General features: G+C 67.1%; 13 protein-coding genes. 6 read left to right on the top strand and 7 right to left on the bottom strand.

All coding sequences use genetic code 11. From position 1 onward, the window contains the following. Positions 1–17: 17 nt before the first annotated feature. The 4 genes from V7Q48_RS06050 to dusB all read right to left on the bottom strand — a co-directional run bounded on the left by V7Q48_RS06050 (position 18) and on the right by dusB (position 5,977). Positions 18–2,279, bottom strand: a complete 2,262-nt coding sequence (locus V7Q48_RS06050; protein ID WP_333836878.1) for a sensor histidine kinase — start codon at positions 2,277–2,279, stop codon at positions 18–20. A gap of 59 nt (positions 2,280–2,338) precedes the next feature. Then, entirely contained in the window at positions 2,339–3,787 is a 1,449-nt protein-coding gene (locus V7Q48_RS06045; RefSeq protein ID WP_333836877.1) for a sigma-54-dependent transcriptional regulator, read from the bottom strand. A gap of 4 nt (positions 3,788–3,791) precedes the next feature. Further along, a complete protein-coding gene (locus V7Q48_RS06040; RefSeq protein ID WP_333836915.1) occupies positions 3,792–4,850 on the bottom strand; it encodes a two-component system sensor histidine kinase NtrB in 1,059 nt (352 codons plus the stop codon). An 80-nt stretch (positions 4,851–4,930) separates the two neighbouring features. Continuing rightward, on the bottom strand, positions 4,931–5,977 hold the full coding sequence (gene dusB, locus V7Q48_RS06035; RefSeq protein WP_333836876.1) for a tRNA dihydrouridine synthase DusB: 1,047 nt from the start codon (positions 5,975–5,977) through the stop codon (positions 4,931–4,933). A 103-nt stretch (positions 5,978–6,080) separates the two neighbouring features. On the opposite strand from dusB, the gene V7Q48_RS06030 reads away from it, so the two are divergent. From V7Q48_RS06030 to V7Q48_RS06020, 3 genes are read left to right on the top strand one after another with little or no spacing between them, the layout of a single operon-like run. Continuing rightward, positions 6,081–7,268 (top strand): bifunctional 2-C-methyl-D-erythritol 4-phosphate cytidylyltransferase/2-C-methyl-D-erythritol 2,4-cyclodiphosphate synthase, encoded by a 1,188-nt coding sequence (locus V7Q48_RS06030; RefSeq protein WP_333836875.1) that lies wholly within the window; start codon positions 6,081–6,083, stop codon positions 7,266–7,268. Continuing rightward, the gene (locus V7Q48_RS06025) at positions 7,265–7,840 is read left to right on the top strand and encodes a hypothetical protein (protein WP_333836874.1); all 576 of its coding nucleotides are present in this window, start codon (positions 7,265–7,267) and stop codon (positions 7,838–7,840) included. The genes V7Q48_RS06030 and V7Q48_RS06025 overlap by 4 nt, the downstream gene beginning before the upstream one ends. A gap of 35 nt (positions 7,841–7,875) precedes the next feature. After that, complete coding sequence (locus tag V7Q48_RS06020; RefSeq protein ID WP_333836873.1) at positions 7,876–8,400, top strand: CinA family protein; 525 nt, start codon at positions 7,876–7,878, stop codon at positions 8,398–8,400. Positions 8,401–8,481: 81 nt separating this feature from the next. On the opposite strand, the gene V7Q48_RS06015 is transcribed toward V7Q48_RS06020, so the two are convergent. Both V7Q48_RS06015 and lipA read right to left on the bottom strand, forming a co-directional pair. Further along, positions 8,482–8,928 carry a type II toxin-antitoxin system RatA family toxin gene (locus V7Q48_RS06015; protein WP_333836872.1) on the bottom strand — a complete coding sequence of 149 codons (447 nt, stop codon included), beginning with the start codon at positions 8,926–8,928 and terminating at the stop codon, positions 8,482–8,484. A 1-nt stretch (position 8,929) separates the two neighbouring features. Beyond that, positions 8,930–9,892 carry a lipoyl synthase gene (gene lipA, locus V7Q48_RS06010; RefSeq protein WP_333836871.1) on the bottom strand — a complete coding sequence of 321 codons (963 nt, stop codon included), beginning with the start codon at positions 9,890–9,892 and terminating at the stop codon, positions 8,930–8,932. 66 nt (positions 9,893–9,958) lie between these two features. Here lipA and V7Q48_RS06005 point away from each other — a divergent pair, with 66 nt between their 5' ends. Further along, positions 9,959–10,609 (top strand): carbonic anhydrase, encoded by a 651-nt coding sequence (locus V7Q48_RS06005; RefSeq protein WP_333836870.1) that lies wholly within the window; start codon positions 9,959–9,961, stop codon positions 10,607–10,609. A gap of 273 nt (positions 10,610–10,882) precedes the next feature. Here V7Q48_RS06005 and V7Q48_RS06000 read toward each other — a convergent pair whose 3' ends face one another. Beyond that, a complete protein-coding gene (locus tag V7Q48_RS06000; RefSeq protein ID WP_333836869.1) occupies positions 10,883–12,223 on the bottom strand; it encodes a tetratricopeptide repeat protein in 1,341 nt (446 codons plus the stop codon). 305 nt (positions 12,224–12,528) lie between these two features. Between V7Q48_RS06000 and gyrA the strand changes: the two genes are divergently transcribed. Then, positions 12,529–15,315, top strand: a complete 2,787-nt coding sequence (gyrA, locus tag V7Q48_RS05995; RefSeq protein WP_442947096.1) for a DNA gyrase subunit A — start codon at positions 12,529–12,531, stop codon at positions 15,313–15,315. Continuing rightward, positions 15,312–15,662 carry a DUF952 domain-containing protein gene (locus tag V7Q48_RS05990; RefSeq protein WP_333836868.1) on the top strand — a complete coding sequence of 117 codons (351 nt, stop codon included), beginning with the start codon at positions 15,312–15,314 and terminating at the stop codon, positions 15,660–15,662. The genes gyrA and V7Q48_RS05990 overlap by 4 nt, the downstream gene beginning before the upstream one ends. The last annotated feature ends 2 nt before the right edge of the window (positions 15,663–15,664 follow it).

The raw sequence follows: 15,664 nt of genomic DNA, 5'->3' as shown, positions 1-15,664 counted from the left end.
ATCAGGGTCGGTAGCGATCAGGCCGGGCTGGCCCGGACGAGTTCGGGTGAAGCGGTCGTGGCAGCCAATCCAGCCTGCTGCGCCAGCGGATCGCGGGCGAAGCGCAATGTCACCCGCGTCCCGCCGTCAGGCTCGGAGGCGAATGCCATCGCGCCACCATGCTCCTCGACGATCTTGTTCACGATCGCGAGGCCGAGGCCGGTGCCCTTCTCACGCGTGGTCACATAGGGTTCGAGAATGCGCTCCCGGTCGGCGGGAAGGCCGATGCCGTTGTCGCTGACGCTGACGGTCACGGCCGTTTCGCCGGCCTGGAGATCGATCGCGATCCGCCCGCGATAATCGACATCCGACCGCGCGCGCTGCTGCTCCACCGCCTCGACCGCGTTCTTTAGCACGTTGGTCATGACCTGGCCGAACTGGTGGCGGTCGCACTGGAAGGGCACCGCCGGCGCGTTGCTGGTGAACGTGAAATCCACGTCGGTGTTCGCCACTTCCTGCAGGAACAGCGCCTGTCGCACGAGATCGCTGGCGTCCTCGCTGCGAAACACGGGCTTGGGCAGGCGGGCGAACGAGGAAAATTCGTCGACCATCTTGCGCAGGTCCCCCACCTGCCGGATGATCGTCGCGGTCAGTTCCTCGAAAAGCTCGGGATCGGTCACGATCTGGCGGCGATAACGGCGCTTGAGACGCTCGGTCGCTAGCTGGATCGGGGTCAGCGGGTTCTTGATCTCGTGGGCGATGCGGCGCGCGACGTCCGACCAGGCGGCGCGGCGCTGCGTCACCAGCTGGCGGGTAATGTCCTCGAAGGTGATGACGTGGCCGTGCCGATCGGCCGTGGCACGCACCGCCAGCGTGAGCAATTCGCCCTGGCGCGAATACTGGACGAGGCCGCTGGTTTCGCCGCTGGCAACCAGCTGGGCGATCTGCGGCGCGATGGCCGACAGGGTCCGCCCTTCAGCCGGCTGTTCGCTTTCTTCGAGCAGCAGCTTCTGCGCGGACGAATTGACCAGCTGGATCGTGCCGTCGGGGCCAACCGACATGATCCCGGCGGTGACCGATTCTAGCACCGTCTCGATGAACACGCGGCGCACGTCGAGCTGGGCATTGGCACTGACGAGCGCCTGGGTCTGCCCTTCGAGCTGGGCGGTCATCCGGTTGAAGGCGCGGGTCAGCAAGCCGACCTCGTCCGCGTCCTTGCCCGGTGCCACGCGCATCGCGAAGTTGCCGCTGCCCACGCTGCGCGCTGCCTTCACCAGTTCGATCAGCGGCGCCACTTGCCGGTCGGCAAACCGCAGCGCCACCCACACCGCGAGCGCCACCAGTGCCCAGCTGATGATGAACAGCGCGACATTGAAGCGCAGCTGGATCGCGCGCGCGCTACGGGTCAGTACGTCGTAGGCCCCGAGCACGCTCTTCGCTCGCTCGAACTGACTGAGTGCCAGCTTGTCGGAATTGCGCGCGACGTAGAGATAGATGCCGCGGGCGTGATCGATCGTCGTCACCGCCTCGATCCGCTCGGCCGAGGCGGACACCACGACCTGCTCGCCCGCGTCGAGCTTGCGCAGTTCATCGCGCGTAATCCGCTCGCGGTTATCCTTGCCGTTGGGATCGACGATCGCGGCGGTCCGCAGCGTGCCGTCGGCGGCGCGCTCGACGATCGCGCTCTCGTCCATCTTGCGGCTGTAGACCTGCCACGAGTAGCCGGCCGCAAAATCCTGGCTGGTGATCGGGGCTTGGTCGAAATAGCCGCGCACGTCACCGGCCATCGCCACGCTCTCGCGGCCGACGTCGCGCAGTTTGTCGGCATAGTAGCCGCGTGCCAAGCTGCTGGCGTTCTCCAGCATCCCGCGAGAATCGTTGGAAAACCAGAACTCGACGCCCGACTGGAACAACAGAGAGGCGAAGACGACGACAAGCAGCGTGGGGATCGCCGCGATCAGCGAAAACAACCACACCAGGCGGACATGCAGGCGCCCGCTGCTGCCGACACCGCTGCGCCCTGCGCGCGCGAGGGCCAGGCGACGACCGACCAGCACGGTCAGGCCCATCGCCGGCACCAGCGACCCGATCAACAGCACTGATGTCAGGCGGGCCGGCAGCAACTGGTTGGCCGCACCGTTCGCCGTGACGGTTTGCCACGACACCGCCAGCATCATGACCAGCGCGGTGCCGGCAACCATTTCCAGCAGGAGGAAGACGTTGGCCCGCCGCAGCCCGACCAGAAGCCGGCGCCACCAGCGCGGCAGCCGCCTGCCCGAACGCGTTGCAGTTGTACCCATCGTGGCGATATTACAACGCCGCTGTTGCAGAAATGCAAGGCCTTTTGTGCAGCAGCGTCCTATCGGGCGATGACGGCATCCTCAGGCGCGATGCCCAGATCAACCAGGCGCTTGCGCAAGGTGTTGCGATTGATCCCCAGCAACTGCGCCGCCCGCAACTGGTTACCCCCGGTCTGGGCAAGCGCATGGAGGAACAGCGGCCGCTCGAACGCGGCCAGGGCCGCATCATAGAGCGTGCCGGGTTCGGGCGGCGTATCGGCCAGAAAGCGATCGAGCGCTGCCGCAAAGGTCGTGTCGCGGCTTTCGTCGACGCCGCCTGCCCCCCGGCTCAAGCCGGGTGACGTTGCTGCCTCGCCGCTCAGGAGGGGTTCGATCGTGGTCTCATCGATCACGTCGTCCCGCGCCAGCAGCGCCAGACGGTAGATCACATTGCGCAATTCGCGCACGTTGCCGCGCCAGGGCTGGCGCGCGAGCAATGCCGCGCCGCCGGATGAAAGCTGCCGGCGCGGCAGACCTTCCGCAGCGGCGCGCGCAAGGAAATGCCGGGACAAGGCCTCGACATCGTCGGCACGGTCGCGCAGCGGCGGCAGCTCGATCGGCACGACGGCGAGGCGGTAGTAGAGATCCTCGCGAAACGTGCCTGCGGCGATCATCGGCACCAGGTCCCGGTTCGTCGCCGCGACGATGCGGCAATGCAGCGCGATTTCCTCGGTGCCGCCGACGCGGCGGATACGCCCGGATTGCAGGGCGCGCAGCAGGCGCGTTTGCGCCTCGAGCGGCATGTCGCCGATTTCGTCGAGGAACAGCGTGCCGCCTGCCGCCTGCTCGAACTTGCCGATCTGGCGCGATACGGCGCCGGTGAAGGCGCCCTTCTCGTGACCGAACAGCTCGCTCTCGATCAATTCGTGCGGAATCGCCGCGGCGTTGACCGCCACGAACGGTCCCTCGCGGCGATTGCCGAGCTGGTGGATCGCCTCCGCCACAAGCTCCTTGCCGGTTCCGCTCTCGCCCAGGATCAGGACCGTCAGATCATTGCGCAGGACGCGGGTGATCATGCGGTAGACCGCCTGCATCGCCGAACTGCGGCCGACCAGCGGCAGCCCCTGTCCCAGGTCCTCCACCGCATCCGGCATGTCGCCCCCATCGAGCGAGCCCAACGCCTGGCGAACGGTGCGCACGAGCTCCTCGAGATCGAAGGGCTTGGGAAAATATTCGAAGGCGCCGGTATCGCTGGCGCGCACGGCCGTATCGAGGGTGTTCTGCGCCGACAGGATGATGACCTGCATCCGCGGATACGCATCACGCACCGGCGGCAGGCTCTCGATGCCATCCCCGTCGGTGAGCATCACGTCGGTCAGCATGAGGCCGTAGGCCCGCTCGCCAAGCATGCGGTCGCGACCGGCGATGCTATCACAACGATCGACCTGAAGCCCTTCGGCTTCCAGCGCGGCGGTGATGACGATGGCGATCGAGGCGTCATCCTCGACCAGGAGTATCGACTTTTTCATGTCTTCAACCACCCTGCACCGTGCCGGACACCGGGAGGTGAACGCGGAAATGGGTCCACCCCGCTGCCTCGTCGCGATCGTGCGTGATCCGGCCGTTCATCTCGCGCACGAGCTTCTGGACGAGGGCGAGGCCGAGCCCCTGCCCGTTCTTCTTCGCGGTTACGAAAGGATCGAATATGTGATCGCGCAAAGCCGGGTCGATGCCCGGCCCGTTGTCGCTGACGCGGACTTCGATCGGCAGGCGCAAGGGGCGTCCGTTGCGCGAGTGGACCTGGATGCCGCTGGCAAAGCGGGTGCGCACCACAATGCGGCGATGGGCCTGGGCCGCGCAAGCCTCGCGCGCATTGGTCATGAGGTTGAGCAGCACCTGCACCAGCGCATCGGGATTGGCGGTGACCATCGGCAGCGAAGGGTCGAACTCCTCGTCGATCACCACAGCGCCGGGATCGCTGGCCATGATCACGGCCTCGGCCCGGCGGACCGCCTCGTGCAGGTTGCAGGGCGAGGCAGGTTCGCGAATGCGGCGTGACAGCGACTGCATCTGGTCGATCAGCTTGGCGATGCGATCGACTTCCGAGGTGATCAGGCCGGTCAGCGCACGATCGCCGGTACCGAGCTTGCGATCGAGCAATTGCGCCGCTCCGCGAATGCCGGCCAGCGGGTTCTTGATTTCGTGGGCGAGCACCTCGGGCGCGCGCAGCGCGGCGCTGTCCCCATCGCCATCGCCGCCGGTGTCGTCGCTCAGCCCCTCGACGCCGCTCATTTCGTGCAGCACGACCATCTGCCAGCCCGGATGATGCTGAACGGGCGCGGTCATGACGTCGAGCGGGCGCGGCGCGTGGCCCGAAAGGCTGACCCGCACGCGCCGGGCCACAAGCTGCGTCTCGGCATCGGCCAGGCGGTTCATAATGAGCGGTTCCTCGAAGGCCAGCACATCGGTGACGCGCTTGCCCACGAGCCGGCGGGCGCCCTGCCCCAGCAATTGCTCCGCCGCCGGGTTTACCGCCGAGATCGCCATGTCCGGCGCGAGCAGCAGCACGGCGAGCGGGAAGCTCGCAATCATGCGCCGTGGATCGGGACGCACCAGGTGCTCGGCACGCGCGCGCTCCGGCGCGGTCGTCGTGCCGCTGCCCGGCGCTTCGGTCATGCCGCTTCCCGCTGCTCCGCGCGGGCGCGCTCGGCAAGGCGCTGCGGCATTGGCGCGTAGAAGGCCTCGAGGCTGTCGAGCACATCCGCGGCACTGTCGATGAAGTTGACGCGGTTGCGGAATTCGGCCGAACCGGGGAGCCCCTTGGTGTACCAGCCCAGGTGCTTGCGCGCCATGTTGACGCCGGTCACCGGGCCGTAGTGGTCGAGCATCAGGCCATAGTGCTCGACGATGATGCGGTACTGGTCCTCGATCGACGGATCGGCGCGTACGGAGCCGGTCTGCAGCCAGTGCATCACCTGTCCCAGCAGCCACGGGCGGCCATAGGCGCCGCGCCCGATCATCACGCCGTCGGCGCCGCTCTGCGCCACGGCCTGCGCGACGTCGTCGATCCCGCAGATGTCGCCGTTGACGACGACGGGGATCGACACGGCGTCCTTGACGCTGCGCACGAAGGCCCAGTCCGCGCTGCCCTTGTACATTTGGTTGCGGGTGCGGCCATGGACGGTGATCATCTGCGCGCCGAGATCCTGCGCGATGCGGGCGAGTTCGGGCGCGTTGAGGCTGTCATGGCACCAGCCCATGCGCATCTTGACCGTGACCGGCACCTTCACCGCCTTGACCGTCGCTTCGATCAGCCGGGCGGCCAGCGGCACGTCGCGCATGAGGGCGGAACCGGCATCGCCATTGACGACCTTGCGCACCGGGCAACCCATGTTGATGTCGATGATCGCGGCGCCGCGATCTTCCGACAGCTTGGCCGCCTCCCCCATCTGCTCGGGATCGCAGCCGACCAGCTGCATCGAGACCGGCTCCTCGCTCGGATCCCATGCCCACTTCTGGATCGACTGGCGCGTCTCGCGGATGGCCGCGGGGCTGGCGATCATCTCGGTGACGTTGAGACCCGACCCGAACCGGCGGACCATCAGGCGGAACGGCAAGTCGGAGACGCCGGTCATCGGCGCCAGCACGACCGGGCAATCGATCTGGACGGGGCCGACCTTAAGCGGCGAGAGCGAGGGGGGGACGGGGACTTTGGTCATCGGGGGATCTGCTGCCTAAAAAACAGGCAGCCTTTAGTCGCAAACGGCTCTGCGGGCAAGCCGCTTGCCCCATACGGCAACCTGCTGGTAGAGGCGCAGCCGCATGACAGGCTCGCCCCCCCGAAATCCGGCTTTTGCAGATGACCTGCATGGCGTGTCGCCGGCCGCTGCCGTGATCGTGGCCGCGGGCAAGGGCACGCGTGCTGGCGGCAGCGTTCCCAAGCAATTCGCCCTTTGGCAGGGCAAACCATTGCTCCGCCATAGCACCGAAGCGCTCCACGCCGCCGGCCTCTCGCCGATCGTCGTGGCCATCCCCGAGGGGTGGGATGAAGAAGCGGCAAAGGCGCTGGCCGGCCTCCCCGTGCGCCTGATCGCGGGCGGAGCCACCCGGCGCGCGTCGGTCCACGCCGCGCTCGAGTCGCTGGCTGCCCAGGTCCCTGCCCGCGTGCTCATCCACGACGCTGCGAGGCCGGTCCTTCCCGCAGCCGTCATCGAGGCGCTACTCGTGGCGCTCGATGCCAAGCCCGGCGCGATCCCGGTTCTGCCCGTGGTCGACAGCGTGGTACGCGGCGATCAGGGCTTGCGCCTGCACGCCGAGGCGCGTGACGGCCTTTATCGCGTGCAGACGCCGCAAGCCTTTCATTATCCTGCCATCCTTGCCGCGCATCGTGCGTGGAGTGGCCCGTCCGAGGCGGGCGACGATGCCGAGGTGGCCGATGCCGCCGGCCTGGCCGTCGCGCTCGTCCCCGGCGACGAGGCACTGCGCAAGGTGACCTTCGCTGCCGACCTGGAGACCACGATGACGCCGATGCTACTGCCCCGAACCGGAATGGGCTTCGACGTCCACCGGCTCGTCGAGGGCGAGGAACTCTGGCTTTGTGGGGTGAGGATCGACCATCCCAAGGGGCTGTCCGGCCACAGCGACGCGGATGTCGCGATCCACGCCCTGGTCGACGCGCTGCTGGGGGCGATCGCGGCCGGCGATATCGGCGACCATTTCCCGCCGAGCGACCCGCAGTGGAAGGGCGCCGCCTCGGACCAATTCCTCGCGCACGCCGCCAGTCTGGTCACCGGAAGCGGGCATGCCATCGCGCACGTCGACGTCACGATCATCTGCGAGGCGCCCAAGATCGGCCCGCACAAGGCCGCGATGCGCGCGCGCCTCGCCGACATTCTCGCACTTCCACTCGATCGCGTGAGCGTCAAGGCGACCACGACCGAGCGCCTTGGCCTGACCGGCCGAGGTGAAGGCATCGCCGCGCAAGCGGTCGCCACGGTGGTGCCGGCATGATGCACCGTCTCGCCCGCCCTCTCGCCGTTGCTCTGGCGCTGACCGCCATCGGTACCAGCCTGGCCGCCGCTGCCGCGCCTGCGCCAGCGCCCTGCCTCGATCGGCAGGAACTGACCGCGATCGTGACCTATGCCCTGCCCTCGGCCATGGACAGCGCGATGACGTTCTGCCGCCCGCACCTGTCGCCGCAGGGCTATCTTGCGCGCGAAGGGCGTGGTCTGGTCCAGCGCTATACCGTGGCCAAGCCGGCCGCCTGGCCCCAAGCCAAGGCTGCGCTGGTCAAGATGGCCACAACCGGAAACGACCCGACTGTCTCGAGCATGGCCCGCCTGCCCGACAGCGCGCTGCAGCCCTTTGCCGAGGGCATGGTCGGCCAGATCGTGGCCGACGGCATGAAGCCGCAGACCTGCGCGCCGCTCGAACAGGCGATGCGCCTGCTGGCGCCGCTGCCGCCCGAAAACACTGCCGGTCTCATCGCATTCGTGGTAACCCAGACCCAAGGCGCCAGACCCGGCGCGCGGCCGACGACGCGCAGCCGTTCGTCCCTTCCGCTGTGCCCAGCCAGCCTGTGACCGCGACCATCCCCGTTAGCGAAAGCGCATCCTGCATGGACTCCCTCCTCCCCGACGACATCGTCACGCTTGCCCGTCGCGTCGTCGCGGCCAACACCGCGGCCGGTCGCACGATCGCCCTCGCCGAAAGCTGTACCGGCGGACTGGTCGCAGCCGCGTTGACCGAGATCGCCGGAAGCTCGGCAGTGCTCGACCGCGGCTTCGTCACCTATTCGAACGAGGCCAAGAATGAACTGGTCGGGGTGTCGCTCGACGTGATCGACGCCGTCGGCGCCGTCTCCGTCGCGGTAGCCTGGTCGATGGCGCAGGGTGCGCTCGCGCATTCACGCGCCGACGTGGCGGTGGCGATCACGGGAATCGCCGGGCCCGATGGTGGTTCGGAGCAGAAGCCGGTCGGTACCGTCGTGTTCGCGCGCGCCGAGCGAGGCCAGAACCCCGAAGACATCATCGCGGAAACGCGGCTGTTCGATGCCTGCAAGACCCGCTCTGCGGTGCGCCATCAGGCAACGCTGTGCGCACTGGAACTGCTGATGCCGCCCGAGGCTGAAACCGGCAGCTGATCGGTTGGTTCACGAGGGGACGTCAGTTCGTACCCCTACACCACCCCCAACCCCCTCCTCTGAAGAGGAGGGGGCTTTCTTTTATTGGGGGGCGTCCGTGCCGTAGAGCTTGGCGGCGCGGTTTTCGAAGGCCGTGACCATCTTGCGGAACGCCCGGTCGAGATACTGCCCGGCGAGTGCCTCGAAGATCGCGTTGCGGAAGCTGAATTCGACACAGAAGTCGATCACGCAGCCGCCGTTCTCGCCGGGGCTGAAGGCCCATACGTTGGACAGGCTCTTCATCGGGCCGTCGAGATATTCGACCTCGATCCGGCTCGCCCGCGTCTTGCGCACGCGCGAGGTGAACTTCTCGCGCAGCGCATTGAAGCCGACGAGCATGTCGGCGATCATCTCGCTCTCGCTGTCCGACTTAATGCGCGTCGCCACCACCCATGGCAGGAATTCAGGGTAGTGGCGCACGTCGGCGACGAGGTCGAACATCTGTTCCGGCGACCACTGCAGGCGCCGCTGCTCGGCAATGCGTGGCATGTCAGGCCCCGAGCGGAGCCTTGCGCAGGGCGGCCTTGGCGAGCTGCGCCTCGCGCGTGGCGCGCATTTCGGCAAAGTCCTCGCCGGCATGATAGCTCGACCGGGTCAGCGGGCTCGACGCAACCTGGAGGAAACCCTTGGCCCGTGCGATCGCGCCATAGGCATCGAAGGCCTTGGGCGTGACGAAGTCGATGACCTTGGCATGCTTGGGCGTCGGCTGCAGGTACTGCCCCATGGTCAGGAAGTCGATCTGCGCCGAACGCATGTCGTCCATGACCTGGTGCACCTCGAGCCGCTCCTCGCCCAGGCCGAGCATGATGCCCGACTTGGTGAAGATCATCGGGTTCAGGCGCTTCACCTGCTCAAGCAGGCGCAGCGAGGCGTAGTAGCGCGCGCCCGGACGGATCGTGGGATAGAGCCGGGGCACGGTCTCGAGGTTGTGGTTGTAGACGTCCGGGCCAGCCTCGACGATCGAGGCGACCGCGCTTTCCATCTTGTTGCGGAAATCGGGCGTCAGGATCTCGATCGTGGTCTTGGGCGTCTGCTCGCGCAGCGCCTTGATAACCTTGACGAACTGGCTTGCGCCGCCGTCGGGCAGGTCGTCACGGTCGACCGAGGTGATGACGATATGCTCGAGCCCCATGCGCGCGGCGGCTTCGGCGACGTGGCCGGGTTCGCTGGCGTCGACGGCGCGTGGCATGCCGGTCTTGACGTTGCAGAATGCACAGGCGCGGGTGCAGACGTCGCCCAGGATCATCACCGTGGCGTGCTTCTTGGTCCAGCATTCGCCGATATTGGGGCACGCCGCTTCTTCACACACCGTGTTGAGCTTGAGGTCGCGCATCAGCTGGCGGGTCTCGCCATAACCCTTGCTGGTGGGCGCCTTGACGCGGATCCAGTCGGGCTTGCGGTTACGCGGGCGCAGAGCCTCGGCGGACTCACGGGTGCTGGCAGTTTCGGTCATGGCGTGCAGATAGGCGCACTTGCAGGCACTTGAAAGTGGCAATCGAACACGGCATCCCCATTGCCCATGGCATCCCAGAAAACCCCCGAGCTGGAGCAGCTCATCGCCGGCTACCGCCGTTTCCGTGACCATGGCTGGACGCCCCATCGCGAACGCTGGGAGCGCTTGCGCGAGGGCCAGGAGCCGAAGGTGATGATCATCGCCTGCTCGGACAGCCGCGTCGACCCTGCACAGGTCTTCGATACCGACCCGGGCGAAATGTTCGTGGTGCGCAACGTCGCAGCGATGGTCCCGCCGTTCGAGACCACCCCCGGCCTGCATGGCGTGTCCGCCGCGCTCGAGTTCGCCATCCAGGTGCTCAAGGTCAAGGAAGTGGTGGTCATGGGCCACGGCATGTGCGGCGGCTGCCGCGCGGCGCTGACCCAGGAACTCGCCGGCGCCGAGCGCGGCCGCGGCGGCTTCGTCGCCGACTGGATCTCGCTGCTCGACGAGGCGCGCAAGCCCGTGGTCGAGGCCCATGGCACCAGTGGCCGCACCGCTGAGCGCGCGATGGAGATGGCCGGCGTCAAGGCCAGCCTTGCCAACCTGCGCACCTTCCCCTGCGTCCAGGAAAAGGAAGCCGACGGCAGCCTCGTCCTGCGCGGCGCGTTCTTCGCGATCTCGGACGGCGTGCTGCACCTGCTGGACGAAGATACGGGCGAATTCGCGGCGGCTTGAAGCGAAAGGGGGGGGGGTGAAAACCTTGGCCCCTCCACCACCGCATCGCGGCGGTCCCACTTCCCGCCTGCAGCAGGGAGGATCTTTGGCCGTTGTTCTCTCGCAGCCTTCGGCAAGTTCAGCCCGAACGAACCAAGAGTTTCAAAAACGCACGGCCGTTCGCCCTGAGCCTGTCGAAGGGCGCCAGCGCATAGCCCGCCAGGTTCACGAACAAATAAAGAAAGGGCGGCCCCTCGCGGAGCCGCCCTTTCTTGTTGCCGGTAAGGCTGGAGCTTACTTGGCGCCCTTGGTGGTGGCATAGACGCTCCACAGCTGCGCCATCGGCTGGCGAACGCCGGTCACCTGGCCGAACGCGGCCTTGGCTTCGTCGGCCTTGCCTTCGTCGAGCAGCGCGATGCCGAGGCGCATCTGCGCACGGTCCTTGTCGATGCCACCCTTCGACAGCGCTGCCTTGTACTGCGCTTCGGCCTTGGCCGCTTCGCCGTACGAGAGGTAGGCGTCGCCCGTAGCCAGCGCGAGCTTGCCGTCGGCAGCCTTGGCGGCGTCACGCTCGAGACCCGGCAGCGAAGCCTTGTCGGCGGCGATGCGGCCCTTCGACTGCGCCAGCGCATCGGCAACGAACGGATCGCTAGTCGAGATCGCACCCGAGGCGATGCCCATCTCGGTCACCTTCTGGACTTCGCCGGGAAGGCGGCGCGGGTCGGCCGACTGGATGTATTCGATGTATTCGCGGCCGGTGAACTTCTTGTCCACGCCGAGCGCGCCGGTGCGCAGGAACAGGCGGCCGAGGTCGAGCGACTCTTCCTTGCCGTAGTTGCCGAATTCACGGGCGAGCTGGCCGGCACCCAACCAGTTGAGCGGGCTCGGATCGGCCGAGACGGTCATGATGCCCCACTCGATCGACTGCGGGCCGAGCTTGGCGTTGTAGGCGATGACCTGGCCACGCTTGTACCAGCTGGCCGGCACGGTGCCGCCCGAGGCCTTGCGTGCGGCGATCGCGGCCTTCAGCGCCTCGAGACCCTGCGCGGGCTGGTTCTGCTGGACATACGTGTCGGCCAACAGCTCGGCGGCGTTGTCTTCGCTATAGTTCGCGTCGATCGCAGCCTTGAGCGCCTTCTGCGCGGTCGGGTAGTCCTTGTTCTGGTAGGCGGTGGCGCCCAGGAAGTACTGGACCATCGGCAGCTTGTCGGCGGGCATCATGCCGCTTTCCGCCATGTTCTGCAGGCCCTTCTGCTGCAGCGTCGCATCATCGGCCGCGCCGCCCAGCACCTGCTGCCAGTTGCCGAGGATGAAGCGGTCGTTCGGCGTCTTGCTGGCAGCCTCGACCGCCGCGAGGCCCGGGACCAGCGCCTTGCCGGCGGCCTTGTAGGTGGCGTCGTCGGTTTTGCCCTTGGTCGCCTGCCAGTCGTTGAACGACTTCTGGAACGGCCCTGCGGCGGTGACGAATTCCTTGGAGTTGGCAGCAGCCGGCTTGGCCGCTTCCTTGTCCTTGGCCATTGCGGCCGGCGCGCCTGCACCGATGCCGAGGCCGGCGACCAGCGCCACGGCCATGGCCGCCCGCGCGGCGTTGCCCTTCACGGCACCCTTACCCGAAAACAACTTTGAACCGCGCATCGTCTTTCTCTCCTGTTCGACCCGCCACCGCGCCGGCTTGTCCAGCCATCGCTCGCGGTGCCGTTTACCCTGGTCGGCCTGCTGCTAGTGGCCCGGAATGGCCGCCTTGGCAACATTGCGGCTGATTGCGCAACGCGCCGTGAACCCGGTTTGAACGGCATTTCGTCCTGCCGTTCAGGCAATTGGTCGCATGTGTGGAAAAGTGCCGTCAATCCGGCGCGAAGGGCCACGGTTTGCTGGCCTTTTGCGCGCAACCGGACTAGGGCCTATCTCTTTCCTGACAACGAAACGATAAAGCCACCACAGTGAGCGACGACACCCCCAATACCGATCCCACCCAGTCCGGCCCGGACGGCGAATTCCAGCGGATCGACATCGTCGACGAGATGAAGACCAGCTACCTCGATTACGCGATGAGCGTAATCGTGGCCCGTGCGCTGCCCGACGTGCGCGACGGGTTGAAGCCGGTGCACCGTCGCATCCTGTGGACCAGCCACGAGAACGGCTTCACCTCGACCAAGGCCTATCGCAAGTCGGCGCGTATCGTCGGCGATGCCATGGGCAAGTACCACCCGCATGGCGACGCCGCGATCTACGACGCGCTGGCGCGCATGACGCAGGACTGGTCGATGCGCCTGCCGTTGATCGACGGACAGGGCAACTTCGGGTCGATGGACCCCGATCCGCCGGCCTCGATGCGTTACACCGAGGCGCGCCTTGCCAAGGTGGCGGACTCGCTGCTTGCCGACATCGACAAGGACACCGTCGACTTCCAGCCCAACTATGACGGCGCCGAGAGCGAGCCGCAGGTCCTGCCCGCACGCTTCCCCAACCTGCTGGTCAACGGCGCCGGCGGCATCGCGGTCGGCATGGCGACGAACATTCCGCCGCACAACCTCGGCGAAGTGATCGACGGTTGCCTCGCCTACATGGAAAACCCGCTGATCTCGATCGACGAGCTGATCCAGATCATCCCGGGCCCGGATTTCCCGACCGCACCGCTGATCCTCGGCGCCAGTGGGGCGCGCAAGGCCTATACCGAAGGCCGCGGATCGATCATGATGCGCTGCCGCCACGAGATCGAGGAAGGGCGCGGCCGCGACGCCAACCGTCGCTCGATCGTGCTGACCTCGATCCCCTTCCAGGTGGGCAAGTCGAACCTCGTCGAGAAGATCGCCGAGGCCGCCAAGGACAAGCGGATCGAGGGCATCTCGGACATTCGCGACGAGTCCAACCGCGAGGGCGTGCGCGTCGTCGTCGACCTCAAGCGCGATGCCTCGCCCGAGGTCGTGCTCAACCAGCTGTGGCGCAACACCCCGGCGCAGTCGAACTTCCCGGCCAACATGCTCGCCATCCGTGGCGGCCGGCCGGAAATCCTGACGCTCAAGGACATCATCGAAAGCTTCGTGCGCTTCCGCGAGGAAGTCATCACGCGGCGCACGAAGTTCGAGCTCAACAAGGCGCGTGATCGCGCCCACATCCTGCTCGGCCTGGTCGTCGCGGTGACGAACCTCGACGAGGTCGTGAAGATCATCCGCGGCTCGGCAAATCCCGCTCTTGCCCGCGAGGCACTGCTGGCGCGCGAATGGCCGATGGGCGAAATCGCGCCCTACATCCGCCTAGTCGAGGCGATCGAGGACGACGCCGTGGCGGGCGAAGGCACTTATCGCCTGTCCGAGATCCAGGTCCGTGCGATCCTCGATCTGCGCCTGCACCGCCTGACCGCGCTGGGCCGTGACGAGATCGGTGACGAGCTCGAAAAGCTGGCGACCGCGATCAAGGAATACCTCGCGATCCTCGCCGACCGCCAGAAGCTCTACGCCGTGATGCGGCAGGAGCTCGAAGAGGTGAAGTCGGCCTACGCCACGCCGCGCCTGTCACAGATCATGCCCGCCGCCGACGGCATCGACGACGAAGACCTGATCGAGCGCGAGGACATGGTCGTGACCGTGACCCTCGACGGCTACATCAAGCGCACGCCGCTCTCGACCTTCCGCGCCCAGGCGCGCGGCGGCAAGGGCCGCTCCGGCATGGCGACCAAGGACGAGGACGCCGTGGCGACCATGTTCGTCGCCAGCACGCATACCCCGGTGCTGTTCTTCTCCACTGCCGGCAAGGTCTATCGCCTGAAGGTTTGGCGCTTGCCCGAGGGCGGCGCCGCCACACGCGGCCGTCCGGTCGTCAACCTGCTGCCCGCGCTGGACCAGGGCGAGACGATCGCCGCCGTGTTGCCGCTGCCCGAGGACGAGGCCGAGTGGGGCACGCTCAACGTCATGTTCGCGACGGCCAAGGGCAACGTGCGACGCAACGCGATGGACGCCTTCGCTAACATCCCGTCGAACGGCAAGTATGCCATGAAGTTCGAGGAAGACGCCGAAGACCGCCTGATCGGTGTGGCGTTGCTGAGCCAGGGCGACGACGTGCTGCTGGCAAGCCGGCAGGGCAAGGCGATCCGCTTCCGCGGCGACGACGTGCGCGAATTCATGAGCCGCACCTCGACCGGCGTTCGCGGCATGGCGCTCAAGGATGGGGACGAGGTCATCTCGCTGTCGATCCTGCACCGCGCCGGCGTGAAGGACCAGGACGAGCGCGAGGACTACCTGCGCTTCGCGCCGTGGAAGGCCGAGAAGGAAGGCGAGCCGCAGATGAGCGCCGAGCGCTACCAGGAACTGGTGGAGCGCGAGCAGTTCATCCTCACCGTCTGCGCCAATGGCTACGGCAAGATGTCGTCGGCCTATGAATATCGCCGCACCGGCCGCGGTGGCCAAGGCATCACCAATATCGACAACATCGGCCGCAATGGCCCGGTGGTGGCGAGCTTCCCGGCGACCCAGGCCGACCAGCTCATGCTGGTGACGGACCAGGCCAAGCTGATCCGCCTGCCGCTGTCGTCGCTGCGCGTGATCGGCCGTGGTTCGGCTGGTGTGCGCCTGTTCAACGTCTCGGGCGACGAACACGTCGTGGGTGCCGTCCGCCTCGCCGAGCAGGAAGGCGACGAACTGGAAGCCGTGAGCGAAGCGGTGCCCGCTGCCGAGGGCGGCGAAGACAGCGCTATCGATGACACCGGCAACGACGCGGATACCGAGGAATGAGCGGCCATCCGCGCGTTGCCTACAAGGTGCTGACCGCCAGCCAGCGCAGCGAACTCGAAGGTGGTTCGTTCGCCGGGGCACCGGTCGACCTAGCCGATGGGTATATCCACCTCTCCGGCGCCGACACGCTGACGGGCACGGTCGACAAGCACTTCGCGGGCCAGTCCGACCTGCATGTCGCGGCTGTCGACCTGACCCGGTTCGGTGACGCGCTGCGGTGGGAAGTGTCGCGCGGCGACATGCTGTTCCCGCATCTCTATGCCCCGCTGCCGCTTGCGGCGGTGATCGCGATGGCGCCGCTGTCGCGCACCGCGGACGGTACGGTCGCCCTGCCCGACGCGGACTGAGA

This window comes from Novosphingobium sp. (assembly GCF_036803765.1).
GTDB lineage: Bacteria > Pseudomonadota > Alphaproteobacteria > Sphingomonadales > Sphingomonadaceae > Novosphingobium.
The sequence above is the reverse complement of the archived record's forward strand: the minus strand, read 5'-3'. Positions and strand labels throughout refer to the sequence as shown.